This is a genomic window from Variovorax sp. OK605 (genome assembly GCF_900115445.1).
Taxonomy (GTDB): Bacteria; Pseudomonadota; Gammaproteobacteria; order Burkholderiales; family Burkholderiaceae_C; genus Variovorax.
On sequence record NZ_FOWL01000010.1, the window covers coordinates 14,380 to 37,700 of the forward strand.

At 68.0% G+C, this 23,321-nt stretch carries 20 protein-coding genes and 1 pseudogene; 14 read left to right on the forward strand and 7 right to left on the reverse strand.

Going from position 1 to position 23,321, the window contains the following annotated elements; genetic code table 11:
* Positions 1 to 267 precede the first annotated feature (267 nt).
* The 14 genes from BM013_RS24970 to BM013_RS25035 all read left to right on the forward strand — a co-directional run bounded on the left by BM013_RS24970 (position 268) and on the right by BM013_RS25035 (position 13,868).
* A complete protein-coding gene (locus tag BM013_RS24970) occupies positions 268 to 450 on the forward strand; it encodes a Flp family type IVb pilin (RefSeq protein ID WP_093130368.1) in 183 nt (60 codons plus the stop codon).
* Between the two features lies 1 nt (position 451).
* Positions 452 to 958 carry an A24 family peptidase gene (locus tag BM013_RS24975; RefSeq protein WP_256221675.1) on the forward strand — a complete coding sequence of 169 codons (507 nt, stop codon included), beginning with the start codon at positions 452 to 454 and terminating at the stop codon, positions 956 to 958.
* A 72-nt stretch (positions 959 to 1,030) separates the two neighbouring features.
* Positions 1,031 to 2,044, forward strand: coding sequence for a Flp pilus assembly protein CpaB (cpaB, locus tag BM013_RS24980; RefSeq protein WP_093130369.1), 1,014 nt, complete (start codon positions 1,031 to 1,033; stop codon positions 2,042 to 2,044).
* A 208-nt stretch (positions 2,045 to 2,252) separates the two neighbouring features.
* Entirely contained in the window at positions 2,253 to 3,419 is a 1,167-nt protein-coding gene (locus BM013_RS24985) for a type II and III secretion system protein family protein (RefSeq protein WP_371280808.1), read from the forward strand.
* Between the two features lie 36 nt (positions 3,420 to 3,455).
* The gene (locus BM013_RS24990; RefSeq protein ID WP_093130371.1) at positions 3,456 to 4,739 is read left to right on the forward strand and encodes a CpaE/TadZ family protein; all 1,284 of its coding nucleotides are present in this window, start codon (positions 3,456 to 3,458) and stop codon (positions 4,737 to 4,739) included.
* Positions 4,740 to 4,743: 4 nt separating this feature from the next.
* Positions 4,744 to 6,057 (forward strand): TadA family conjugal transfer-associated ATPase, encoded by a 1,314-nt coding sequence (locus BM013_RS24995; RefSeq protein WP_093130372.1) that lies wholly within the window; start codon positions 4,744 to 4,746, stop codon positions 6,055 to 6,057.
* Positions 6,050 to 7,054, forward strand: a complete 1,005-nt coding sequence (locus BM013_RS25000) for a type II secretion system F family protein (protein ID WP_256220043.1) — start codon at positions 6,050 to 6,052, stop codon at positions 7,052 to 7,054. The genes BM013_RS24995 and BM013_RS25000 overlap by 8 nt, the downstream gene beginning before the upstream one ends.
* A 35-nt stretch (positions 7,055 to 7,089) precedes the next feature.
* Positions 7,090 to 8,007: a type II secretion system F family protein gene (locus BM013_RS25005; RefSeq protein ID WP_371280810.1), complete on the forward strand. Its 918-nt coding sequence runs from the start codon at positions 7,090 to 7,092 to the stop codon at positions 8,005 to 8,007.
* Positions 8,004 to 8,894 (forward strand): tetratricopeptide repeat protein, encoded by an 891-nt coding sequence (locus tag BM013_RS25010; RefSeq protein WP_093130374.1) that lies wholly within the window; start codon positions 8,004 to 8,006, stop codon positions 8,892 to 8,894. Before BM013_RS25005 ends, BM013_RS25010 begins: the two co-directional genes overlap by 4 nt.
* Positions 8,891 to 9,337 (forward strand): DUF3613 domain-containing protein, encoded by a 447-nt coding sequence (locus tag BM013_RS41850; protein ID WP_256221676.1) that lies wholly within the window; start codon positions 8,891 to 8,893, stop codon positions 9,335 to 9,337. Before BM013_RS25010 ends, BM013_RS41850 begins: the two co-directional genes overlap by 4 nt.
* A gap of 36 nt (positions 9,338 to 9,373) precedes the next feature.
* Positions 9,374 to 9,847: a TadE/TadG family type IV pilus assembly protein gene (locus tag BM013_RS25020; RefSeq protein WP_093130375.1), complete on the forward strand. Its 474-nt coding sequence runs from the start codon at positions 9,374 to 9,376 to the stop codon at positions 9,845 to 9,847.
* A gap of 14 nt (positions 9,848 to 9,861) precedes the next feature.
* Positions 9,862 to 10,386: a TadE/TadG family type IV pilus assembly protein gene (locus tag BM013_RS25025; protein WP_093130376.1), complete on the forward strand. Its 525-nt coding sequence runs from the start codon at positions 9,862 to 9,864 to the stop codon at positions 10,384 to 10,386.
* Between the two features lie 10 nt (positions 10,387 to 10,396).
* Positions 10,397 to 12,430, forward strand: coding sequence for a TadG family pilus assembly protein (locus BM013_RS25030; RefSeq protein ID WP_093130377.1), 2,034 nt, complete (start codon positions 10,397 to 10,399; stop codon positions 12,428 to 12,430).
* Positions 12,431 to 12,440: 10 nt separating this feature from the next.
* Positions 12,441 to 13,868: a sigma 54-interacting transcriptional regulator gene (locus BM013_RS25035; RefSeq protein WP_093130378.1), complete on the forward strand. Its 1,428-nt coding sequence runs from the start codon at positions 12,441 to 12,443 to the stop codon at positions 13,866 to 13,868.
* Positions 13,869 to 13,921: 53 nt separating this feature from the next.
* On the opposite strand, the gene BM013_RS25040 is transcribed toward BM013_RS25035, so the two are convergent.
* The 7 genes and pseudogenes from BM013_RS25040 to BM013_RS41315 form a co-directional block, all read right to left on the reverse strand.
* Positions 13,922 to 15,502: a TolC family protein gene (locus tag BM013_RS25040; protein ID WP_093130379.1), complete on the reverse strand. Its 1,581-nt coding sequence runs from the start codon at positions 15,500 to 15,502 to the stop codon at positions 13,922 to 13,924.
* Positions 15,499 to 16,815 (reverse strand): HlyD family type I secretion periplasmic adaptor subunit, encoded by a 1,317-nt coding sequence (locus BM013_RS25045; RefSeq protein WP_093130380.1) that lies wholly within the window; start codon positions 16,813 to 16,815, stop codon positions 15,499 to 15,501. Before BM013_RS25045 ends, BM013_RS25040 begins: the two co-directional genes overlap by 4 nt.
* Before the next feature lie 36 nt (positions 16,816 to 16,851).
* Complete coding sequence (locus BM013_RS25050) at positions 16,852 to 18,669, reverse strand: peptidase domain-containing ABC transporter (RefSeq protein ID WP_093130381.1); 1,818 nt, start codon at positions 18,667 to 18,669, stop codon at positions 16,852 to 16,854.
* 75 nt (positions 18,670 to 18,744) lie between these two features.
* Positions 18,745 to 19,047, reverse strand: a complete 303-nt coding sequence (locus BM013_RS25055) for a hypothetical protein (RefSeq protein ID WP_177206600.1) — start codon at positions 19,045 to 19,047, stop codon at positions 18,745 to 18,747.
* Between the two features lie 14 nt (positions 19,048 to 19,061).
* Positions 19,062 to 22,253 (reverse strand): glutamate ligase domain-containing protein, encoded by a 3,192-nt coding sequence (locus BM013_RS25060; protein ID WP_256221677.1) that lies wholly within the window; start codon positions 22,251 to 22,253, stop codon positions 19,062 to 19,064.
* A 111-nt stretch (positions 22,254 to 22,364) separates the two neighbouring features.
* Positions 22,365 to 22,868 carry a peptidoglycan-associated lipoprotein Pal gene (gene pal, locus BM013_RS25065; protein ID WP_093130384.1) on the reverse strand — a complete coding sequence of 168 codons (504 nt, stop codon included), beginning with the start codon at positions 22,866 to 22,868 and terminating at the stop codon, positions 22,365 to 22,367.
* A gap of 80 nt (positions 22,869 to 22,948) precedes the next feature.
* Positions 22,949 to 23,321, reverse strand: a pseudogene (locus BM013_RS41315) (hypothetical protein); the annotation flags it as partial.

Here is a 23,321-nt window from a genome sequence, read left to right on the forward strand (position 1 = left end):
CGTTCCCATCGACGTAACGCACCCTCCCATCTTCATGGGAGGTAACACAGTGCTTACAGAGGGAAAAATCAACCTGACCGCCATCGACCTGCTGACCCGGCCCGCGCCGGGATCGGCCGGAAAAAGGCTGGCAGCCATCCTGCTTACTCCTTTCGGCTAGCACGCCAAAAGGCTACGACTTGGTAGTTTCTCTTGTTGATACACAGAGTTACGCTGTATAACATTCATGTCGTCAGCCTTTGTTAACACTTCCTGGAAGGGGAAATCATGCTCAGCTCTATTGCTCGTTTTTGGCGCGATGAAGAAGGTGCTACCGCAATTGAATACGGAATTATTGCGGGCCTGATGGCAATCATCCTGATCGGGATCTTTTCCGAAACCACCGGTATCGGCAAGGCGCTGATCGATATGTTCGCGTATATCGGAGGCAAGCTTCCCACCAAGGATTGATTTGCGCGCGGATTCCGTCCTGCTGATCTGGCTGGCCCTGATTGCCGTCCATGACTTCCGCAGGCGCACTGTTCCCAACTGGCTCGTGTTGGCGGGCGCCGCGGCGGCGCTCGCACAACTCGCCTTCGGGCATCAGCCCGTGGGCCTCGGCTGGACGGACGCACTGCTCGGCTTCGCCGTTGGATTCGGCGCACTCCTGCTTTTCCACGCCGCAGGCGTCATGGGAGCGGGCGACGTGAAGTTCGCAGGCGCTCTCGGCCTGTGGGTCGGCCCCATGGCACTCATCCCCATCTGGGTCGGCGGCAGCCTCATTGCCGCCCTCCACGGCATTCTTTGGCTGGCGCTGCACCGCTGGCCCGTGTTTCCCCGGCTCGCGTTGATGCTCGCGCACCAACGCCCTGCTGCCGACGGCACGGCGCCGTCCGGGCGCCGGGCTCGTGTCGTTCCCTATGCAGCCTATCTGGCGCTGGCCACCGCGGCATGGCTGATCTGGGGGCGACAGAGTTGATCGCACGCGCCGCGGCAATGCCGCCGGTGGTCCGATTTCCGTTGCCTACCTTCCTTCTTCTACACGCCGCTCATGATCCATCTCACCAAGATAGTCGCCGCCATCCTCGTGCTGCTTGCCATCGCGCTCGGCGGCTATGCATGGATGCTCAGCCGCCAGGCCCCTGCGCCTGAAAAGACGGCAACGGCCGCGGCAGCGGTTCCCGCAAAGACCCAGGTGGTGATGACCTATGCGGTGGTCGTGGCATCGAAGCCGCTGCCGGCGGGACAACCCATTGCTGCCAACGCGCTGCGTGTCGAGCGCCTGCCGATCAATCCCGCCGGCGCCTTCCAGGACGCATCGGACGCCGTCGGCCGCGTGCCGGTGATGGACCTCGGCGAAGGCACGCCGCTGCTCCAGGGCCAACTGGTCTCGGGACTCGCATTGCGCGTGGCGGAAGGCGAGCGCGCGGTGGCCGTCAAGGCCGACGAGATCATGGGCGTCGGCAACAAGGTGCAGCCCGGCGACTTCGTCGACGTCTTCGTGATGCTCAAGGCGGACAGCAAGGACATCGACCGGAGCCAGGCGCGGCTGCTGCTCGCACGCAAGCGCGTACTGGCATTCGGCAGTGCCTCCGTCGACGGCTTGCCGCCCAAGGGCGCGGACGCCAAGGCCGGCACGGCACAACCGCCGGCGCAACGCACGGAAGCCGCAAGAACCGCCGTGCTGGCGGTCACGGTCGACGAAGTCAATCGCCTGACGATCGGCGAATCGAGCGGGCGGCTGCTGCTGGCACTTCGCAATCCGAACGACGTGGCCGAACCCGATCCCAAGCTCTTCGCGGAGCTGCCGACCGCATTGCAACCTGCGCCCGCCAAGCCAGGCGCACCGCGACGCGCCCCTCTCGAAGGGCTGGACAAGGCACAGGCCGGCCTGGCCGCGGTGGATTTCGTTTCCGGCGGCACGGCCGACAGCGCGCGCCGCGCGAACGCCGTGGCCCGCAACGCAGCGCCGGCAACCCCGGGCCCTCGCGGCGCCTCTTCCGCACGGGGAGGCACCGAAGTCGAAGTGATCCGCGGCGAGCGCAGCGAAACCATGCGCTATTGATCGGCCAGACCCCATGACCGTCCAAGTTCAAGAAAGAAAACACATGCCGCACCTGTCCTGCCAATCCGCAAGGAATCGGCGGCCCCCGTTTCGTCTCGCGCTCGTTGCGCTGTGCCTGACCTCCTTCAGCCTCCTGACGCCGCTCTCGCAGGCCGCAGGCCCCGAGACGAAAACCCCTGCGGCTCGTCAGCAACCCGTGCCGCTCGTGATGCAGGCGGGAACCCAGCAGGAACTGCTGGTCGACAAGGGCATCGACCGCATGGCCATCGCCGACGAGGCGGTGGTCGGTGTCACGCTCACGCGCAAGGCGGTGGGCTCCGCCGGCGCGCGACTCATCATCACGGGCAAGGCGGCCGGCCGCACGACCTTGATGGTCTGGGAAAAAGGCAATGCCGCAGCCACCACGTATGCCGTCGAAGTACGGCGCCGCGCGGCGGTGCTGACGGGCTCCACCGACAGCCTTCCCGCGCACCAGCAAGCCACCGACGTTGCCCTCTCCAGCACCGACGACAAGACTGCGCTGGTCGATCGCTCCGTCGTCAACGTTCGCAGCCACACGGTCCAGGTCGAGGTCAAGGTCGTCGAATTCAGCCGGAGCGTGCTGAAGGAAGCGGGCTTCAACCTCTCCTCCTACGGCCCCAACAGCCACGGCTTCAGCTTCAGCAACAGCACGCCGAGCGGCGTGCTGGCCGATGCATTCAGCCTTGCATTGGGCTTCGGCAATGCCAACAAGGGCCGAGGCATGTCGCTGACGCTGAACCTGCTCGAAGGCAACGGCCTCGCCCGCGTGCTGGCCGAGCCCACGCTGGTGGCGATGTCCGGCCAGAGCGCGAGCTTCCTGGCCGGCGGAGAGTTGCCGATTCCGGTGCCGCAGAGCCTCGGCGCCACCACCATCGAGTACAAGCCGTTCGGCATCGGCCTGTCGGTCACCCCCACCGTACTGTCGAACGAACGCATCGTCCTGAAAATCGCGCCGGAAGCGAGCGACCTCGACTACACCAACGCACTGAGCATCGACGGCGTTGCGGTTCCCGCCATCACCACGCGCCGCGCGGACACCACCGTCGAGCTCGGAGACGGCGAGAGCTTCGTCATCGGCGGCCTGGTGAGCCGCACCACGTCGTCCAATGTCGACAAGGTGCCGCTGCTCGGCGACATCCCGGTTCTCGGTTCGTTCTTCAGGCAGAACAAGTACCAGATGAGCGAGAAGGAGCTGGTGATCATGGTGACGCCGCACCTGGTCAAGCCGATCGCCCGCAACACCGATCTCACGCCGTTCCTGCCGGGCACCGCCGAACAACGCGACGGCGCGGTGTGGCGCTCGATCTTCCTGGGTGGCGCAGCCAACACCGCGCTTCCTGGTTTCTCGCGCTGAAGAGACACCGGCTTGAACGCCAGAAATGCTGACCTCATGAACGCACCACGCGACAGCATTCCAGAAACGGGCGCCGAGACCTACCTGTTCGCCTCGAGCAACGGCAGCCACATCACGTGGCTGACCGATGCGCTCGGACGGCTGGGCTCCGTGGTCGTGCTTGCCCCGGACACCCAGTCGATCGACGAGCGCATCGCGCTGCTCGGCCCCGTCGCCATATTCATCGACTTCTCATCCGAGCAGATGGCCGGTGCCGGCCAGCTTCACCAGCGCCTGAAACGGGACTGGCCCGCCTTGCCGGTGCTTGCCATGGGAACGTCGGCCGAACCCGCTGCGATGCTCGCGGCGCTGCGCGCAGGCGTCGACGATTTCGTCGACGTCGCGGCGGCGCCGGCCGAGGCCGTGAGCACATTGAAAACGCTGCTCGAGCGGCGCAGCAGCCTGCAGGGCGGCAGCCGTGGCAGCACGCTCGCGCTGCTGGGCGCGCGTGCCGGCCTGGGCGTGACCACGCTGGCCACCAGCCTGGCATTGATGCTCAACGCCCAGTTGGCCCAGGCACCCGCACGGCCGCCGTCGCGCGCCACGCGGCACGGCGTGGCCCTGCTCGACCTGGGCCTGCCCGCACGCGACGGCTTGCTGTACCTGGACACGCAGAGCGGGTTCAGCTTTGTCGACGGCGTGCGCAACCTGCGGCGGCTGGACCAGACGCTGCTGCACACCGCGCTGGCGCACCACACCAGCGGCGTGGCCGTGCTGCCGCTGCCCGCGAGCCTCGCGCAAGTGCGCGAGATCTCGCACGCCGACTCCGTCGCGCTCATCAAGAGGCTTGCCGATTTCTTCGACTTCCAGATCGCGGATCTCGGCGGCTTCTCGACCATCGACTTCATCGCGCAGACGCTGCGCGAAGCGCAGCAGGCCTGGGTCGTGTGCGACCAGAGCATCGGCGCCATCGTCTCCACTGCCAACTTGCTGAAAGAGCTCCGCGCGCGCGGCATCGAGACCGAGCAGCTCTCGCTGGTGGTGAACAAGTTCGACAGCCACGTCGGCCTGTCGGCGAAGGACATTGCCGAGCGCCTCGAGCTGCCGCTGCTGCATGTGCTGCCCGCTCGCAGCGCGCAGCTGCTCGCCGCGGCGAGCCGCGGCGAAATGCTGGTGCGGACCTCGCGCAACGACCCCTACGCGCAGGCCGTCACGGGCCTCGCCCGGAGCCTGCACCAGCAGTACATGGCCGCGTCGGGCCAACCGCCGGCGAAAGATCAGCGCTGGGTTGCACTGATGTCGCAAATCACCGGGCTCTGGAAGAGTTCAAACGAAAGTTGAGCCAATGTCCACCGATATCGAATTTGCCGACGACGATCAGGCATTCATCAATTCGCAGCAGTTCCAGGACATCAAGAGCTGGACGCACGACCACCTGCTCAGCCGCATCGAGGAGCTCGGCGCGGAGTTCGGCCGCTGGTCGCGCGCATCGATACAGCAGTTCGTCGAACTGGAAGTCGACAGCTTCGTGCGCCTGCGCCGGGTGCCGATCAACGACCGCGAGATGCAGCTCATCGCCGATGCGCTCACCAAGGAACTGGCGGGCTTCGGGCCGCTGGAGGACCTGCTCAACGACCCGGCCGTCGAAGACATCCTGATCAACGGCCACACGAACGTGTACGTGTCGCGCAACGGCATACTGGAACGCGAGACGCTGCGATTCGCCGACACCGAGCACGTGATGCGCATCGTGCGCCGCATCCTCGCGCCGCTGGGCCGCCGGCTCGACGAAGCCAACCCGATGGTCGATGCACGGCTGCCCGACGGCGGGCGCATCAACGTCATCATCGAGCCGCTGGCCATCGACGGGCTCTCGGTGTCGATCCGGAAGTTCCGCAAGGAACCGCTCACGCCCGCGGACCTGGTCAAGCTGGGTACCTTCGATGCCGGCATGGCCCAGCTGCTCGAGATCGCCGTGCGCTCGCGCTGCAACATCCTCGTCAGCGGCGGCACGAGTTCGGGCAAGACCTCCCTGCTCAACGCCCTTGCGAGTTTCATCCCGCCGGCCGAACGGGTGATCACGATCGAAGACACGGCCGAACTCTCGCTGGGCCACACCCACGTGGTGCGCCTCGAAAGCCGCCCCGGCGGCTTCGACGGGACCGGCGTGGTCTCGATCCGCGACCTGCTGCGCAACAGCCTGCGCATGCGGCCGGATCGCATCATCGTGGGCGAGGTGCGCGGCGCCGAAGTCATCGAGATGATGCAGGCGATGAACACCGGCCACGAAGGCTCGATGGGCACCATCCACGCCAGCTCGCCGCGCGAATGCCTCTACCGCCTGGAGATGCTTGCGGGCTTTGCGGGCTACCAGGGCAGCGAAGTGAGCCTGCGCCGGCAGATTGCCAACGCCATCGACTTCATCGTGCAGATCGGCCGCATGTCGGGCGGCCAGCGGCGCATCGTGTCGCTGAGCGAAATCACCGGCGTCAACGACAACGTCGTGGCAATGCAGGAGCTGTACCGCTACGACCCGATCGTGTCGCCGGACGGCGAAGAACGCGACCGCTGGATCTCCCTGGGCATTGCGCCTCACTCGCCGAAGATCACGCGCTTCCGCCAGCTGATGACGCGCGCGCAAGGGGATCGTCGTGGATGAGATCCTGCTGAGCATCCTGTGCCTTGCGCTGCTGCTCGCAGCGGCAGGCATGCTGCTCTGGCAATGGGCGCGCGGGCGCCAGGAACGGCAAGCGGTCCAGCGCCATCTGGCCCAGCAGCTCGAGGCCAAGGCCGTGGCCGTTGCGGTGGAGGCTTCGCTGTCGGCTTCGCCACGCACCTCGTTCATCGACGCGCCCGGCAACGGCATGGCCGCCGATCCGTGGATCAATGCCGACGGCGAGCCGCCGGTGGTGCCCAACCGAAAGGCACGCCTCCAGGCGTTGCTGCCGTCCTGGCTGGAAGGCGCTGTGTCGGTGCAGCTGATCGCACTGGCCGCCGTCCTGATCCTGGCCCTGAGCACCGTGGCCGGCTCGCTCGCCGGATGGATCAGCGCCGTCGGCACGTTCGTGGTCCTGCTGGCCTTGTCGGTGTTCGGCCTGTGGCTTCGGCTCCAGAAGTTCCGCCGCCACCTGGTCAGCCAGCTTCCCACGTTCATCGATGCGATGGTGCGCCTCATCACCATCGGCAATTCGACGCAGGCGGCCTTCCAGCTGGCGATTCCGTCGACGCAGGCGCCACTGCAACACTATCTCGAACGCGCGGCGAACCTCGTGCGCGCGGGGGTGGACCTCGACCGTGCGTTGCACCAGACGGCGGCCAGCGTGCGCGTGGAGGAGATGTACCTCCTGGCATCCATCCTCGGCCTCGGCGTGCGCTACGGCGGCCGCGCGGACCTGCTGCTGGAGCGCGTCGCGAACTTCATGCGCGACCGCGAGCAAGCCCAGCACGAACTCGTCGCCATGTCGGCCGAGACACGGCTGTCGGCGTGGATCCTCGGCCTGCTGCCGTTGGGCGTGGGCGGCTTCATCATAATTTCCAACCCGGGCTACTTCCTGCGGATGTGGCACGACCCCACAGGCCAGATGATGATCTTCGGCGCGGTGGGCCTGCAGTTGCTGGGTACCGTGCTGCTCTATCGCCTGGCGAGGTTGACATGACGTTCACTCCCACGCAGCTCGCCATCGGCAGCCTCATGCTGCTGGCACTGGGCCTTTGCACCGCGGCCGCCGGGCTGCTCGTCAACGAGTTCCGGCGCGCGCAGCGCGGCAAGGCCATCGGCCGCGCGCTTCACCGCGACGATGCGGCCGTCCTGCCGGCCGTCGATGGACTGTCGGAGGTCGAGGCCGCAAGACGCGCGGACGCCGACCTGCCGCTGCATTGGCTCAACAGCCGGCTCGGCAAGGCATTGGTCGCCGACGAAGACCGGCGCCTGATCGACCAATGCGGATTTTCCTCGGCGCGGTCCCAGCTCGTTTTCCTGGTGACGCGTGTCGGGTTGGCGATCCTGCTGCCCACGGTGGCGCTGTTGTTCTGGCCCGGAGAGGTATCGACGAGAAAGCTCACGATCATTGCGGCGTCGGGCATCGCCATCGGTTTCATGCTCCCGAAATGGCTGCTAGGCCGGATGGCCGCCAAGCGGCGCGAGCGGGTGGCGCATGAGCTGCCGCTTTTCATCGACCTGCTGCGGCTGCTGCAAGGCGTGGGGCTGAGCCTCGACCAGAGCCTGCAGATCATGGCCACCGATTTCGCGCACGTCATGCCTGTGCTGGGCTACGAGCTGACGCTCGCCAACAGCCAGTACAGCCGCGGCCGCACCCGAGAGCATTCGCTTGCACGCCTCGGCACGCTGCACGCCAACGAGAACCTGGCGGGCATGGTCTCCCTGCTCGTGCAGGTCGATCGCCACGGCGGCGCCGTGCAGGAACCCCTGCGCATCTTCAGCGACCGGCTGCGCGAGCACCGCAAGTCGGAGATGAAAGCGCGCATCGGCAAGATCACGGTGAAGATGACCGGCGTGATGGTCAGCACGCTGTTGCCGGCCCTCGTGATCGTGACCGCCGGCCCAGGCTTCATCGCCATCATCCGTTCACTGGGAGCCATGTCCAAATGAACTCATTCCTGCAAGACGCCAGGTACACCGGCGCGCTGTTCGTCGCTCTCCTTGCGCTGGCCGGCTGCGGCGGGCCCAAGGGCCTGTACCCGGCGGCCGCCGATGCGCAACAGCGAATGGCCGCGGAGACCGCCGCGACGCAGAAGAACGCGGCGAGCATCGACACCGTTGCAACCTACATGAAGCTGGTCGAGCAGATGCAGACGGACGGCCTGTGGTTCGCCTCGCTCGCACACATCGACGCACTCGAGCAGCGCTGGGGCGTGTCTCCCGAATCGAGCCGCATGCGTGCCGACGCGTTGCGCCAGACCGGCGAGACCGCAGGCAGCGAAGCGGCCTACAAGCGCCTGATCGGCACGCCCCTGGAGGGCGCCGGCTACCACGGGCTCGGTCTGCTGGCGGGCGGCCGCGGCGACTATCCCGCGGCGGTTGCACTGCTGCAGGAAGCGCAACGCCGCAACCCCACCGATGCCGTGCTGCTGAGCGACCTGGGCTACGCGAACCTGCGCGCCGGATTCATCGCTCAGGCACGCCTGCCCTTGATGCAGGCCCTGCAACTGCGCTCCGACAATCCCCAGGCGCAAGCCAATCTTGCGCTGTACCTCGAAGTCACGCAGCAGAAGGCGCAAGCCGATGCGTTGATGGAAGTCCATCGCATGTCGCCCGCAACACGCGCTGCCATCCGCGAAAGCGCACGACAGCTGGGCACCGCGCCCCTCGCGGCAGTGCAGCCGGCACCGCGGGCAGTGAAGGTGGAAGCCTCGACCCCCGACGACAACGCGACGCCGCTCAAGCTGAAGGCCGCGCGCTGGCCCGGCATGGGCGGCCAGCAAGCCAATGCAGGCGCAGCGACTTCCCGCAGTTCGATCTCACGAGGTACAGAATGAAGAACACCTTTCCCCGACTGCGCGCCGACTGGCCGCTGGCCGGAATCTCTCTCGCGCTGATCGCCACCATCGCCTCGGCACAGGGCGCGCCAGCCGCGGTCGAGGCGAAGCCGGTGGCCGCGGCATCGGCCGATGCAGCGCGTCCGGCGGCACCCGCCGCCCAGAACGCGGGTGCACCCGCACAAGACGGCATGCCCCAGGCAACGGCAGAGGAAGATGCGCTGTACGACGAAGCGCCGCCGCTGCAGGTGGGTGACGCCGCAACGAGCTTGCTCGCATGGCAACGCGATGGCGCGATCGCATCGCCCACGGCGCGGCCGATTGCGGGCGATGTCGCGCGCCGCAGCTACGAGCGTTACCTGAAGAGCTTCGAATACCCGATTCCCGAACGGCTGAACTCCACCGTCAAGACCGGCGGCAACAGCTCGAGCGGCAGCCGGTAGCGCTTGCGCGCCCTGCCCTTCGAATCACGGAACGCCATGAGACTCTCGCGCCCCCGGACGAACCCGCGCCACCAGCGCGGCGTCTATGCGATCGAGTTCGCCGTCGTGTTCCTGATCTTCTTCACGCTGCTCTACGCGATCATCTGCTACGGCGTTCTCTTCGCGATCCGCTTCGGCCTGCAGAACGCCGCGGAGGACGGCGCGCGCGCTGCCCTTCGCTACCAGGTCAGCGCAACCACGCGAGCCACCAAGGCGCACGACGTCGCACGCGACCAGGCCAGCGGCCTGCTGGCCGTTGCGCCCACCGTGGACGCCAGGATCTGCCAGGTGGCGAGCAACGACTGTTCGGCCACCCGTGTGTGCAGCATCCTCTGGGAACAGCGCTGCCAGATCGTGGTCACCATCACGGCGTCGGGCCTGAAGGACATGCTGCCGCCGCTGCCGGCATTCGCAGTGCCCGACACACTGGTCGCCAAGGCGAGCATGCTGCTCGACGGGAGGTCGCCGTGAGGAAGCACCCGACGATGGCACTGCAACAGGCCCGACTCGCAGGCAACGGCCGGTGCGGCCCGTATCGCCAGCGCGGCGTTGCAGCGATCGAGTTCGCGTTCACGTTCACGTTCCTGTTCCTGGTCATCTACGGCATCGCCACCTTCGGTTCGGTGCTGTACGTGCAGCAGGCCGTGTCGCGGGCTGCCGAAGACGGTGCGCGCGCGCTGTCGCAGCCTTCCATGATGGGTCTTTCCGACGAGAGCATTCGCACGCAGCGGGTGCAGAGCATCATCCATGAATCGTTGGCGGGTTCGCTCGTCGTGCCGGAGGCCAGCAATGCCGACATGGCAAGCCGCCTCGGCTGGATCAAGACCCACGTGAACGTCAGCGTGCTGCTCACGGGCGCGGGAGGTTCGTCACCCGCCACCGGCGCGGTCGTGACCGTGGCCTATCCGTACAGTGCCAACCGCCTGCTGCCCTCGTTGCCTCTCCTGGACACCAGCCGCTGGATGCCGGACACACTGACCGGCAAGACAACCGCCGTGCTTCCGTCCTGAAAGGCACGACATGAGACACCCATCGGAATCATCCCGCCAACGGCATCGCGGCTCGATCGTGGTCAACACGGCCATCGCCATGAGCCTGATACTGATCGTTCTGATCAGCACGGAGCTCGGCTATCTGTTCTTCATGAAGCGGGAGCTCCAGAAGACAGTCGACCTTGCCGCCCTGGCGGGAGCCCAGGCACTCCAGCCCTCCGCCTGCAGCCCCGCACAGCAAGCGGCCAAGGCCAACGCGGCGAAGAATTTCCCGGTCGGCGTCGATCCGCTGACGGACGCCGAGGTGGAGTGCGGCAACTGGGACCCGGTGTTTCGTGCGCCCCCCATTCACTTCGGCGCGCCGAATGCCGGGGAGAAGCTGAATGCGGTGCGCGTCTCCATCACGCGGCGCCCGTCGATGCTGCCGCTCTCGTTCACCGGAAACGCCCAGCACTCGATCGTCGTTTCAGCCGTCGCCTACCAGTCGATTCCGCAGGCGGTGCTCAGCATCCGGAGCACGCTGCTGGCCGTCGATGCCAGCAAGTCCGCACTGCTGGACGCCGTCTTCGGAAAGCTCCTGGGCGGCAGCGTGGCGCTCACCGTGGCCGGCTGGCAGGGCCTCGTGACCACCCAGGTCAACCTGCTGTCGTTCCTGGATGCGATTGCGCTCGAGGTCGGCCTGCAGGCGGGGCAGTACGAGCAGGTGCTCAACTCGAAGGTCACGGCGGGAAAGCTGCTGCAGGCACTGGCAACGGTTCTGCAGAAAAACGGCGCGCTGGCGGGCGTGGCCCTCAGCGGCTTCAACGACATGGTCGGGCTGACGACCCAGGTCTCCAATGTCCAGCTCAGCGTTGCCGAGATTCTCGGCGTTGCCACGGGCACGCCCAGCAGCGCGCTGGACCTCAACCTGCAGGCGTTCCAGCTGACCCAGGCGTTCGTCCAGTTGGCGAACAGCCAGAATGCCGTGTCGCTCAGCGCTCCCTCGAACCTGCTGGGCCTTGCCAACGTGGTCACCACCGTCAAGGTCATCGAGCCGCCGCAGACCTCGGCCATCGGCAACCCGGAACTGGCCATGCTCGACCCGATGGGCGAGAACGGCATTCGCGTGCGAACGGCCCAGGTGCGTGCGCTCATTTCGGTGGATTTCACGAGCGCGCTGACCGGCATTACCAACCTGGTCAACGAGGTGCTCAAGCTCACGCAGCCCGTGACCGACCTGCTCAACAGCCTTCTGCATCTGGACCTGGTGGGTGTGTTGAGCAACGTGATCTGCATCGGATGCGAAAGCAAGGTGACCGACCTGCGCCTGGTGTCGTCGCCGTTTCGCATCGACATCAACCTCGACGTGGCGGCGGGCAAGGCGCGCGTCGACAAATACAGCTGCCCCGCCGACGGCAGCAAGACGCTGTCCGTGATTGCGGACACCTCGGCCGCCACGCTGCGCGTGGGGAAGATCGGCACCAGTGCCGCGGACGCCGCCAAGCAAGCCTTCTCCAGCAAGGACCCGCCGAACGTGGAGCCCATTCCGCTGGTCGATATCGGTTCGCTGACTGTCAAGAAGACCTGCCTGGTGCTTTGCTCCTACTCGTGGAAGAAGGGGAACACCTGGGTCGCCGACAAGAACACGGCCGATCGCCAGGCCTTTGCCGGCGGCGGCATCGGCCTGATGACCAACACGCCCGTGCTGGGCTCGAGCGACACGCTCCAGTTCGCGGCGCCCGCGGACGGCAACCTGCCCGACATCTCGGCCGCGCAGCTGCCCACGCCGTACCAGCCCGTCGTCGCGAGCAACCTCGTGGGCAGCCTGAGCCAGACGCTCGCAAGCATCGACATCCACATGTACAAGCCCTCGGTCGACAGTGCGCTGGGCGACCTGTTGGTGGGAATCGGCAGCACCATCGACGTGGTCGTCGGTCTGCTGCGCCAGGTGATCTCCTCGGTTCTCTCGCCTCTCCTCGACCCCCTGGTGAACACATTGATCACCGCGCTCGGCATCGATCTCGCAAAGACCGAAGTGGGTGCACGGCTCACGTGCCAGGGCGGCGCACAACTGGTTTATTGAATCGATCCCTATGAGCGGCGCCAATTTCGACGAACTCGACCTCTTTGTCTGGGAAGGCAAAGCCGACATCCTCGAGCGCATCGCGCGTTGCATGGCCAGCTTCGACGTGGAAGTGATCCGGGCCGACAGCCTGGCAACGCCCGACCCCGAGCGCGGCGTGGCCGCGCGGCCTTCGGTCGCGGTGATCAGCGTGACGGTGATCGACGGCGGCGGCCTGGCGCAGGCGACCGAGCGGCTGCAGGGCATGCCGGTGATCTGGGTGGCCGCGGGCTCGCGCGAGCGCGACTCGCGCACCTACCCGCCCGAGTACCTGCACGTGCTGCCCTTCGACTTCACCTGCGCCGAGCTGCGCACGATGGTCGCCAAGCTGGTGCGGCAGCTGCGCGCGCGCGAAGTGGCACCGCAGGCGCCCGACGTGCTGGTGGCGCACTCCGAGGCCATGAAGGCGCTGCTGGCCGAAGTGGGCGCCTTCGCCGATTGCGACCACAGCGTGCTGGTGCGCGGCGAGACCGGCGTGGGCAAGGAGCGCATCGCGCAGCAGCTGCACCTGGGGCACAAGCACTACAGCAAGGGCGCGTTCGTGGCGGTGAACTGCGGCGCGATTCCCGACGGGCTGTTCGAGTCGCTGTTCTTCGGCCACAACAAGGGCTCGTTCACGGGCGCGGTGCACGCGCACCGCGGCTACTTCGAGCAGGCCACCGGCGGCACGCTGTTCCTCGACGAAATCGGCGACCTGCCGCGCTACCAGCAAGTGAAGCTGCTGCGCGTGCTCGAAGACAACGCGGTGACGCGGCTCGGCGCAACGGCGCCGATCCGCGTGGACTTCCGCCTGGTGGCGGCCACCAACCGCAACCTGCGCGAGATGGTGGCGAGCGGCGAGTTCCGCGCCGACCTGTTCTACCGGCTCGCGGTGATCGAGCTGCACATTCCCAGCCTCGAAGAGCGCGGCGAGGTCGACAAGATCGCGATCTTCAAGGCACTGCTGAGCAACGTGCTCGGCGCCGAGCTCGACGTGCTCGGCGAAACACCGCACTGGCTCAGCGACGCGGTGGCCGAGACCTACTTTCCGGGCAACGTGCGGCAGCTGCGCAACCTCGCGGAGCGCGTGGGCGTGATCGCGCGCCAGTTGCATTGCTGGGACCAGAACCTGATCCAGCGCGCGATCGCGCTCACGCGCGGAACGCCGACACCTTCGCTCTCCGGCGAGCGCGGCGGCATGAACGGCAGCGGCGGCGGCGGTGCGTCGCTGGACGGCAGCAACGACCGCAAGGGCTGGAACAGCGGCGAGCGCAACCGCATCATCGCGGCGCTGGAGATCAACGACTGGAAGCGCCAGGACACCGCGCAGCACCTGGGCATCAGCCGCAAGGTGCTGTGGGAAAAGATGCGCAAGTACCAGATCCTCGACGGCGAACCGGGCATCCCCGAAGACGCCTGACGCCGGCTCAGGGCCCGAGCCGACGCCGGGGCCGAAGGATCGGCATCAAGGCCTCAGGGCGTCGACAGGCGCGGTGTCCTGCGCAGCGCGGGCGCAGCGCCCGCCGGGCCCACGGTGCGCTCGGCCACCGGCTCGCTCGCGCATGCGGTGTTGCTCGAGATGCACAGCGCGCCCAGCAGCCCGTCCTCGGTCAGCACCTGGCGGCTTGGCGCGCCGAAGAGGCGGTCGATCCAGCCGTTCGGGCTCGCGGGGTCGATGCGCAGCTCACCTGTGGTGCGCGCCAGGCGCAGCTCCGAAATGCGCAGGTCGAACACGCCGTCGATGTAGTCGAACAGCAGCGTGTAGTAGTCGAGTTGCGCGTCGAGCACATTGGGCAGGGTCTCGCGGCCGAACTCCATCAGGCGGCGGCGGCCGCGAAAGGCCTGGCCCGCGGTGCTCACGGCTTCCATCAGCTGGCGTTCGCGCTCGCGGCCCGACACGGTGCGCGACCACGAGGCCGAGGTGAGCTCGAACAGGTTGAGCTTCACGCCCTCGAGCTTGGCTTCCTGGTTGGCGACTTCGGCCAATGCCGTGCGCAGCCGCAGCTGCCGGTCGAAGCCGTTGCCGAAGTTCCAGTTGAGTTCGAGCGCGGCGCGCGTCGGGTCCTGCGGCGACACGCCGCGCGGGTCCTTGCTCTTCACGACCACGGCGTCCAGCGTCGGGTACAGGCTCGCGTCCTGCTGGTCGGCCAATGCGCGCGCGCGTTCGATGCGGCCCTGGGCCTCCGCGATCTCGGTGCTGCGCGCCTCGGCGCGGCGCAGCGCCTCGTCCTGCGAAGCGATGCGCCACTGCGGCGGCGCCGCGAGCACGGGCAGCGACTCGGCGTTGGGCGTGAACTTGAAGTAGTTGCGGAACTTGGCAATGGCCTCGTCGCGCTGCGCCGCGAAGTCGGACTCGCGCGCGGCCACCAGCGCACGGCGCGAGGCGGCCATGTTGAGGTCGTTGTCGCCGGTCACGCCCAGCTGCACGCGGCGGGCCTCGGCCTTGGAAAGCTCGGCGACCACCTCGGTGGCCCGGTGCGCGATCTGCTTCTTCAGGTCGAAGCGTTGCACCTGCAAATAAGCGGTGAGCGCGTCCAGCACCACCTTCTGCGAGGTGGTGACCACGGCCTCGTCGTCGGCCTGGCTGCCGGCCTCGGCGGCGCGTTGCGCGGCGCTCAGGGCACCGCCGTCGAGCAGGCTCATGCGCGCCTCGGCGGTGAGCACGGTGTAGCTCTGCGTCTTCGCGCCCTTCTCGCCGCTGTTGTAGTTGCCCGAAGACGTGCCGAGCTTGAAGCGCGGGTAGCGCGCCTGTTTGGCCGCATCGACGCCGTAGCCGCTGGTGTTGGCCGCGGCCTGCGCGGTCTGCACCTCGGGGTAGTCCTGCGACAGCACGATGAGCGCCTGCTTCACCTGCGCGGCGTAGCTGGCCGCGCCGAGCGAGGGCGGGGACAGCCGGCGCGCGAGCATCAGCGAAGGGCCGGGCTGCTGCAGCTCCTGCGCATCCGCCTGCAATTGCGCGAAAGCCGTTGGAGACAGCGCGAAGCTCGCGCACAGTGCTGCGCAAACCACGCCGGGGCCGATGCGGCGCCGGTCGAGCGAGGTGCGGTACTTCATGGTTCGCGGAAGGCTTCGCGCCGCAGCTTGAGCACCGGCCGCAGGAGGTACCAGATGAACGGGTCGGTGCCCACGCGCAGGTCGACCTCCGACTCCATGCCGGAGGTGATGCGGTTCTCGTCGCGGCCCACGTGCGATTGCGACATGCTGATGAGCAGCCGGTAGTACGGCGCGCCGTTCGCAATGGCCGGGTCGCGGTCGGCGTCGGCGGCCACCAGCTTCACCTTGCCGTCGACCGCGCCGTAGCGCAGGTAGTCGTAGGCGGTGATCTTCACGCGCGCCTGCTGGCCCACTTCGATGAAGCCGCGGTCGTTGGGGTTGAGCCGCGCCTCGACCATGATCTCGTCCTCGTCGGGCACCACCTCGAGGATGGCCTCGCCGGGTTTCACCACCCAGCCGGGGCTGGAGTTGCGCAGGCCCTTGACGATGCCGTCGGCCGGGGCCTTCACCACGGTGCGCGAGCGCTGGGTGCGGGCGCGCGCGAGGTCTTCGCTCAGGCTCGCGAACTGCCGCTCGACTGTGGCCAGCTCGTCGGACGCGCGGCGCCGGAAGCGCCCTTCGGCCTCGGCCATCTTGGCCTGCGCCTCGGTGATGGACGCGTTGGCCGAGATCACGCCCTGGCGCGCCACCGCGAGTTCGCTGCGCACGCCCTCGGCCTGCCGGCGCTTCTCGAGCACCTCGACCTGGCCGACCAGTTTCTCGCTGAGCAGCTGTTCGGAAATCTCGAGCTCCTTCTGCATCAGCGCGAGCCGGTCGCCCAGGCCCTTGACCTTGGCCTCCTGCTCGAGCTTCTTGCTGCGCGCCTGCTCCAGGCCCGACACGGCGCCGGCCATCACGCCGCGCTGCTCGAGCGCGCGCGCCTGGTAGGCGCCGGTCTCGCCTTCGAACACGGCTTCGTCGATGTCCGTGGCAAACGATTCGCGCTTGAGCGGCTGGCCGCGGCTCTCGGCGATGAGCCGCACGCGCGTGGCCTGCGTGGCCGCATTGCGCGCGGTGAGCTCCTCGAGGTTGAGGCCGCTGCCGCCCAGGTCGATCTCGACCAGCGACTGGCCCTGCTTGACCTTGTCGCCCTCTTTCACCAGCACGCTGCTGACGATGCCGCCTTCCAGATGCTGGATCGACTTGACGCGGTCCGAGGGGATCACGCGGCCCGGCGCGACGACCACGGTTTCCATCGGGAAGCCGAGGCCGATCAGCGCCAGCACGCCCACCGCGCCGCCGATGAGCCACCGCCTGCGCCTGCCCTGCGGCGAGTTGCGGGCCGCGCGCTTCTCGTTTTCTTCCTGAAGAATCTGCGGCAGATCTGATTTCAAGTCTCGTCCTCGGTCACTCTTCATTGACAAGCGGCGTCACGCCATCGAGCGTGAAGCCGCGGCTGCGGCGCTGTCGTCCGGGTCGCCCACCGCCACCAGCGGCTTCTTGACGCCGAACAGCTTGGGCACCATCACCGCGGCGGTGCCCTGCTCCACGTTGCCCTGCCCCGTGACGTGGTAGACCACGCTGGCGGCGGAGACGATGCGCAGCGAATGCGTGACCACCACCACGGTGCGCACCTTGGCCACCGCGAGCAGCGTGGCGAGCAGGTTGCGCTCGCTCTGGAAGTCGAGGTCGTTGCTGGGCTCGTCGAGCACCAGCACCGAGGGCTTGCGCAGGAAGCTCATGGCCAGCGCGAGCTTGCGCCGCTCGCCCACCGACACGCCGGTGCCCCCTTCGCCGATCGTGGTGCGGTAGCCGTCGGGCAGCCGCGAGATGAAGTCGTGCGCGCCCGAGAGCTTGCAGGCCGAGACGATCTGCTCGTCGCTCTGGCCCGGTGCGCCGCGGCGCATCACGTCGATCAGCGCACCGCCGAACCAGTAGACCTCCTGCGAGAGGTAGCTGATCCAGCGCGACAGCTCTTCGCGGCCGAACTGCGAAAGGTCGTACTCGCCGATGCTGATGATCCCGCGCGTGGGCGCGTACAGGCCCGACAGCAGCTTCACCAGCGTGGACTTGCCCGCGCCGTTGCGCCCGACGATCACATGCAGGCCGCCGGGGCCGATGTCGAGGTCGACGTTTTCCAGCACCGGCTGCTGCGAGTTCCCCGTGAAGCTGAAGCTCACGTCGTTGAAGGTGATGCGCCCGAGCGGCTGCGGCAGCGTCATGCCCGTGGGCGGCTTCTCGACCGGCTCGCGCAGCACGTTCTCCAGCCGCTTGGCCGCTTCCTTCGCGGTGGCCAGCGAGCGCCAGTTCGACACCAGCCCGGCCACCGGCTGCAGCGCCTTGAGCGCCAGCATGTTCGAGGCCACCAGGCCGCCCACCGTCATCCATTGCTCCATGACCGAGATGGCGCCCACGCTCACCACGACCACCGAGAACACGGTCAGCAGCACGGTGGTGCCGTCGCGCGTGGTTTCGATCTGGCCGTTCTTGGTGAAGCTCTCGGTGAGCCAGGCGTTGTAGGTCTGGCGCCACATCTCGATGGTGGGGCCGTCGTTGGACTGCGTCTTGAGCGTTTCGCGCGCGTGGCAGATCTCCGAGGTCATGCGGTCGAGGCCGCGCCCGCGCTGCACTTCCTCGACGCGCCCGGAGCGCACTTCGTCGGCCCACCACCACGCCAGGAACGACATGATGGCCAGGAACAGCGCCACCACCGGCAACACCGGCAGCGCGACGATGCCGATCACCACCAGCGCGAAGAAGGCCATCGGCAGGTCGAAGATCGATTGCGCGAGGCCGCCGGTGACGGTGCCGCGCACCGAGCCCACGTCGCGAAAGTACAGCTGCCAGGACGACGCGGGCCGCGCCTCGAGCGCACGCAGCGGACGCGACAGCATCGAGTTGAGCAAGGCGGCCGACACACCGTGGTCGATGATGGCGCCGGCATTGCGCAGCAGGCGCGAACGGCGCGAGCGCAACCAGAACTCGATGCACAGGAAGAACAGGATGCCGCTGACCAGCGCGGCGAGCGTGGAGAAGCCGCTGCGCGACAGCACGCGGTCATACACCTGGAGCAGGAAGATCGACGGCAGCAGCCCGAACAGGCTGATGGGCAACGAACGCCACGCCGCGCTCTTCACGAGCGGGTAGGCCGCGCGAAACGCCTCGTTCAGCGCACCCGCGTACGGGCTGGCTCCGGGCTCTTCGGGCGTGTCGGCGACCAACTGACTGGGCAAGAGGAACTTGATCATGGAAAAGGGCCGATCCGTCGGGCAATGACGCCTGCTTCATTATCAACTGTTACCCCGTTGTTACAAGGCAAAAATTCACTCGCCGATCACTCGGCAGGACGTCATGTGCGCCTTCATCGGACCGGCCCGTTCCACTTGCACCGGTCCGTGTTGCGCGGGGCTTCCCGTGACCGCGCAACCGACCGGCTTCCCTGACGACTTCTCCCTTGTCTGTTCGCGTGCCCCCTCGGGCAAACCCTGTGCAAGCACCAATGCGATGTTGGCGCACAACAGCATGCACAGCACCCATGCGCACAGCAGCTGCATCCAGCCCAGCCACCAGCGCTTGGCCTGGCGCTGCATGCGCGGCGCGGCCTCGTGTTCGAAGTTCGGTTGCATCAGTGCGGTCCATCTCATGGGAGTGCTTTCAGAACCCGGGCCAGGCGGGACAGGCCGACACCGGCCGAGCTTTTCGCGAGCACCCAATCGCCCGGCTGCAGCAGCCCGCCGAGCGCGGTCGACAGGTCCGACACGTCGACGAACCAGTGCGAGCGGACCTTGGTGCGGATGCGTGCGTGCAGCGCGCGCATCATCGGGCCGCACAGCAGCACGCGGTCGGGTTGCGAGGCGAGCAGCTCGGCCTCGAGGTCGAGGTGATGGCGTTGCGCGGCGGGGCCGAGCTCCTGCATGTCGCCGAGGATCGCCACGCGCCGCGAGGGCTCGCACGGGGCCTGCGACAGCAGCTCCAGCGCGGCGCGCATCGAGCTCGGGTTGGCGTCGTAGGTCTCGTCGATCAGCTTGAAGCTGCCGCCGCCGATGTGAATGGTGTGCAGCGCACCGCGGCCACCCGGCGGCTCGAAGTGCGCGAAGGGTTCGACCGCGGCGCCCAGTGGCAGGCGCAGTGCCTGCAGGGCCGCGAGCGCGGCAACCGCGCTGGCGCCCATGTGGCGCCCCGGTGCGTTGAGCCGCAGCTGGAAGGGCTCGCCCGCCACCAGGGCCTGCACCTCGCCGTGGTCGAAGGCGAGCAGGCGCACGTCGGCGTCCCTGTGTTCGCCGTAGGTGAGGACTTGCAGCTGCTGCGCCAGCGCGGCCTGCGCGAAGACCGCGAACTCGGGCATGTCGCGGTTGAGCACCACGCTGCCGCCCGCGGCCATGGCCTGGAAGATGCGGCTGTCCATGCGCGCGGCGGCTTCCGAAGGGCCGCGGTGCTTCTGCGACGCGGCCGACAGGCCGGTCACCACCATCAGCGACGGGCGCACCAGCTGTGCCGACGCGGGCATCTGCGAGGCGCCCATCTCGAGCACCCAGTAGGCCGCATGCCGCGGCATGCAGGTCATGTTCCAGGCGATGCCCGACGGCAGGCTGATGCTGCCTTCGGGCTGGCCGACCTCGCCCCACACGGTGAGCGCACCGGCCAGCATGGCGGCGACGGTGCCGCTGGTGGCGCCGCTGCCCATGGCGTTGCCCGTGCCGCTCCCAGAGCCCATCGCGCCGGTTGCGGCATTCGCGCCGCTGCCGAGCACGCCGCACACGCGGCCCGTGAACTCGGCGCGCGCATGGTCGCCGAGCTCGAGCACGGCCTGCAGCACGTTGCCCACCTTGAGCACGGGCACGCGCTTGTCCAGGTGCGGCTTGGGGTCGGTGCACAGCACCGCGGCGGCCGGCTGCAGCACGCCCTTGAGCGTGACGGCCGCCAGCGGCGTCTTCGAGGCCCGCGCCTGGTGGTCGAACACCACGCGGCCCTTGCGCATGTACGAGCGCTGCGCCACGCCGGTGGCGCGCCAGCCGTCGTCGGGCCGCACCACCCATTCGCCGCCGGTGACGCGCGCCATCTCGCTGGCGGTCCAGGCGGCGCCGTCGTCGCGCGTGCCGGCGTTGCCGGTGCCGCTGCTGATGCTGCTGCTGGCGCTGCCATTGCCATTTCCGTTGCCGTTCAGGCCGGAGCCGGCGCGGCGCTCCAGCAGGTAGCGGTGGTATGCGGCAAAGCCCGACACGTACTGCTCGACGTCGTCGATGCGCACGCGAAACGAATGATGGCGCACGAAGAACGACCCCACCACCGACGACGGCCGGCGGAAGTACATCGCCATCTCGGGCCAGAAGAAGCCGTTGAGCAGGTAGTGCGCGCGGTAGTCGAGCGCGCGGTAGAACTTCTCGGTGTCGAGCTCGTCGAGCAGGTGCCGCATCGCGGGCATCCCTTCGAGCCGCTGGAGCATCTGCTGCGCGGCCAGCATGAGTTCGAGCAGCGTCGGGAAGGTGGTCTTCCGGTCGAGCACGAAGTCGAGATACCCCGCCACGTTCTGCAGGCCGAAGCGAAAGTACTTCTCCTGCGGGCTCCAGTGCGTGAGTTCGTTGACGCAGCAGCTGAGCCAGTGGTCGTGCGCCTGCCAGTGCTGGCTGGCAATGAAATGCTCGAAGGCCTTCTCGACCGCGGCCAGCCACTGCGGCTCGCGCGTGAGGCCGTACAGGCGCATGAGGCCGAAGACCGCCTCGCCGTCGTAAGAGACGATGCGCGAGGCCTGCTTGACGGTGAGGTCGGCGGCGTGCAGCACGTGGCTGAAACGGCCGGTGGCCCGGTCCTGCAGCGACACGATGCCCAGCGCGAGTCTCTCCAGCAGCGGCAGCCAGTGGCGCGTGTCCATCAGCTCGCAGTACTTCACCAGCGCGAGCACGCAGGCCGCATTGCCGCCGAGCTTGATCTCGCCGCCGGTGTCCACCAGGAACGCCACCACGCGGCCGTCGGCCAGCGTGTAGTCGCGGATCAGCACGCCGGCCAGGTGGTCGAGCGCGCGGTCGATGGCGAAGCGCAGGGTCTCGTCGCGCGTGAGCTCCCACGCCTCGAGCATGGCGTGGAGCGTGCTCGCGTGGCGCATCGCGTCGTAGGTCGGAATGCGGCGGTCGAAGCACGGAAAGTAGCCGTACACGAACAGGCCGTCGCTCTGCACCTGGCGCGCCAGGTACGACGCGCCGCTGCGCACGAGGTCGAGCACCGGCTGCGGGTTGAGCGCGGGCAGTTGCCGGCGGCCCGCGTCGAGCCCCGTGCCCACCAGCTTGTGCACCACGCCGTCGGGCTGGCAGAACACGCCCACCGTGGCCAGCAGGTACACCGGCTGGTCGGCGGGCATGTCCAGCGGCGGCGTGCGTTCGAAGCGCGCCTGGCCGTAGACCTCGAAGTTGCGCGGGTTCACCACCGAATGCGGAATGGTCGAGTCGCCGCACAGCATGGCGTTGGCGTTGAGCTCCTGCTCGGTGAAGGCGAGCGCGAAGTCCTGGTCGAAGGCCAGCCCCAGGCGAAAGTAGTTGCGCTTGACGGCGGTGAGCTGGGTCTTGAACTGGGCCCAGTCCATCGGGCTCGCGCCCTCGACCCAGTCGATGCGCAGCCACGGCGAGACGATGCCGCGTTCGCGCACCCACTGCTCGACCTGCCCCGCGCCTTCGCGCCAGGCGGTCTCGAATTCGGCGGCGCGCGCGTGCACGACATGTGCGCGCTGCGAGCCGTCGCTCACGGAGAAGAACAGCGTGAACGCCGGGTACGGCGCCGGCAGTGCAGCGCACACGGACGCGAGGCGTTCGTGGCAGGCGTGGAGCTGGTCTTTGAAGGACATCATTCGGCCCCGTTCGGATGCGGGAGACCGGTCGCGCCCGTCATCGGCTCTCGCCTGGATGACGTGTGCGCGTGCCGGGGACGGCCGTCGAAATCATCGCGGGGGTCCGGTTCAGCGGTAGCTGAATTCGGCCCGGCGATTGAGCTGATAGCCCTCCTCGGTGAGTTCGAGGGACGCGGGTTTCTCCGTGCCCCAGCTGATGGCCTCGATGCGCTCGGCCGGCACGCCCAGTTGCGTGAGCGCGCGCTGCACCGACTCGGCGCGGCGCTGTCCGAGCGCGAGGTTGTACTCGCGCCCGCCGCGCTGGTCGGTGTTGCCTTCGATCACCACGCGGCTCGCCGGCCGGTTCCTCATGAAGCTGGCATGCGCCTCCACGATCTGGCGGTCCTGCGCGCGGATGTTGTATTTGTCGAAGTCGAAGTAGACGATCTTCGCCACGCCGGCCGGGCCGTTCTGCGGCGGCGGGGCCGGGGCCGGCTCCACCTTCGGCACCGCGGTGGTGGCCTTGTTCGAGTAGTAGTAAGTCGCGTCGTCGCGGCCCGTCTTGGGGGCCGCGCAGCCCACGAGGGCTGCGCCGAGGGCGACGATGGTCAGTATCCGGAAATTCTTTTTCATATCAATCCTTTCGGGGGACAGGCCGGTGGTGGCCTGTCCCGGGTGCAGCGACTCCCTCGCCCCTCCTTCGATGTTCTGGATCAGCCCAGCAGGCCGTGCAGGATGTTGGTCACGGGTGCCAGGGCACCGCCGACCGGGCTGTGCTCGACCAGGCTGGTGATCGGGGTCACCACGTCGGTCACCAGCGGCGTGGCAGCGTGCGTGACGCCGCCCAGCACGTCGCCGACCGGCGAGGAGGAACCCGAGGCACCGGCCAGGATGTCGGTGACCGGTGCGAGCACGTTGGACACCACCGGGGCGACCGCGTCGGTCACGCCGCTCGTCACGCTGGTGACGGGCTCCAGAATGTTGGCCACCGGGCTGCTGCCGCCCGACAGGCCGCCGAGCAGGCTGCCCACCAGGCCGTCATGGCCCAGGAGGCTGCCGACGAGGCCGTCGTTGCCGAGCACACCG

Coding starts and splice junctions, on each gene's coding strand:
- BM013_RS24970 (WP_093130368.1), top strand. CDS start 268: ATGCTCAGCTCTATTGCTCGTTTTTGGCGCGATGAAGAAGGTGCTACC.
- cpaB (WP_093130369.1), top strand. CDS start 1,031: ATGATCCATCTCACCAAGATAGTCGCCGCCATCCTCGTGCTGCTTGCC.
- BM013_RS24985 (WP_371280808.1), top strand. CDS start 2,253: ATGCAGGCGGGAACCCAGCAGGAACTGCTGGTCGACAAGGGCATCGAC.
- BM013_RS24990 (WP_093130371.1), top strand. CDS start 3,456: ATGAACGCACCACGCGACAGCATTCCAGAAACGGGCGCCGAGACCTAC.
- BM013_RS24995 (WP_093130372.1), top strand. CDS start 4,744: ATGTCCACCGATATCGAATTTGCCGACGACGATCAGGCATTCATCAAT.
- BM013_RS25005 (WP_371280810.1), top strand. CDS start 7,090: ATGCTGCTGGCACTGGGCCTTTGCACCGCGGCCGCCGGGCTGCTCGTC.
- BM013_RS25010 (WP_093130374.1), top strand. CDS start 8,004: ATGAACTCATTCCTGCAAGACGCCAGGTACACCGGCGCGCTGTTCGTC.
- BM013_RS41850 (WP_256221676.1), top strand. CDS start 8,891: ATGAAGAACACCTTTCCCCGACTGCGCGCCGACTGGCCGCTGGCCGGA.
- BM013_RS25020 (WP_093130375.1), top strand. CDS start 9,374: ATGAGACTCTCGCGCCCCCGGACGAACCCGCGCCACCAGCGCGGCGTC.
- BM013_RS25025 (WP_093130376.1), top strand. CDS start 9,862: ATGGCACTGCAACAGGCCCGACTCGCAGGCAACGGCCGGTGCGGCCCG.
- BM013_RS25030 (WP_093130377.1), top strand. CDS start 10,397: ATGAGACACCCATCGGAATCATCCCGCCAACGGCATCGCGGCTCGATC.
- BM013_RS25035 (WP_093130378.1), top strand. CDS start 12,441: ATGAGCGGCGCCAATTTCGACGAACTCGACCTCTTTGTCTGGGAAGGC.
- BM013_RS25040 (WP_093130379.1), bottom strand. CDS start 15,502: ATGAAGTACCGCACCTCGCTCGACCGGCGCCGCATCGGCCCCGGCGTG.
- BM013_RS25050 (WP_093130381.1), bottom strand. CDS start 18,669: ATGATCAAGTTCCTCTTGCCCAGTCAGTTGGTCGCCGACACGCCCGAA.
- BM013_RS25055 (WP_177206600.1), bottom strand. CDS start 19,047: ATGCAACCGAACTTCGAACACGAGGCCGCGCCGCGCATGCAGCGCCAG.
- BM013_RS25060 (WP_256221677.1), bottom strand. CDS start 22,253: ATGTCCTTCAAAGACCAGCTCCACGCCTGCCACGAACGCCTCGCGTCC.
- pal (WP_093130384.1), bottom strand. CDS start 22,868: ATGAAAAAGAATTTCCGGATACTGACCATCGTCGCCCTCGGCGCAGCC.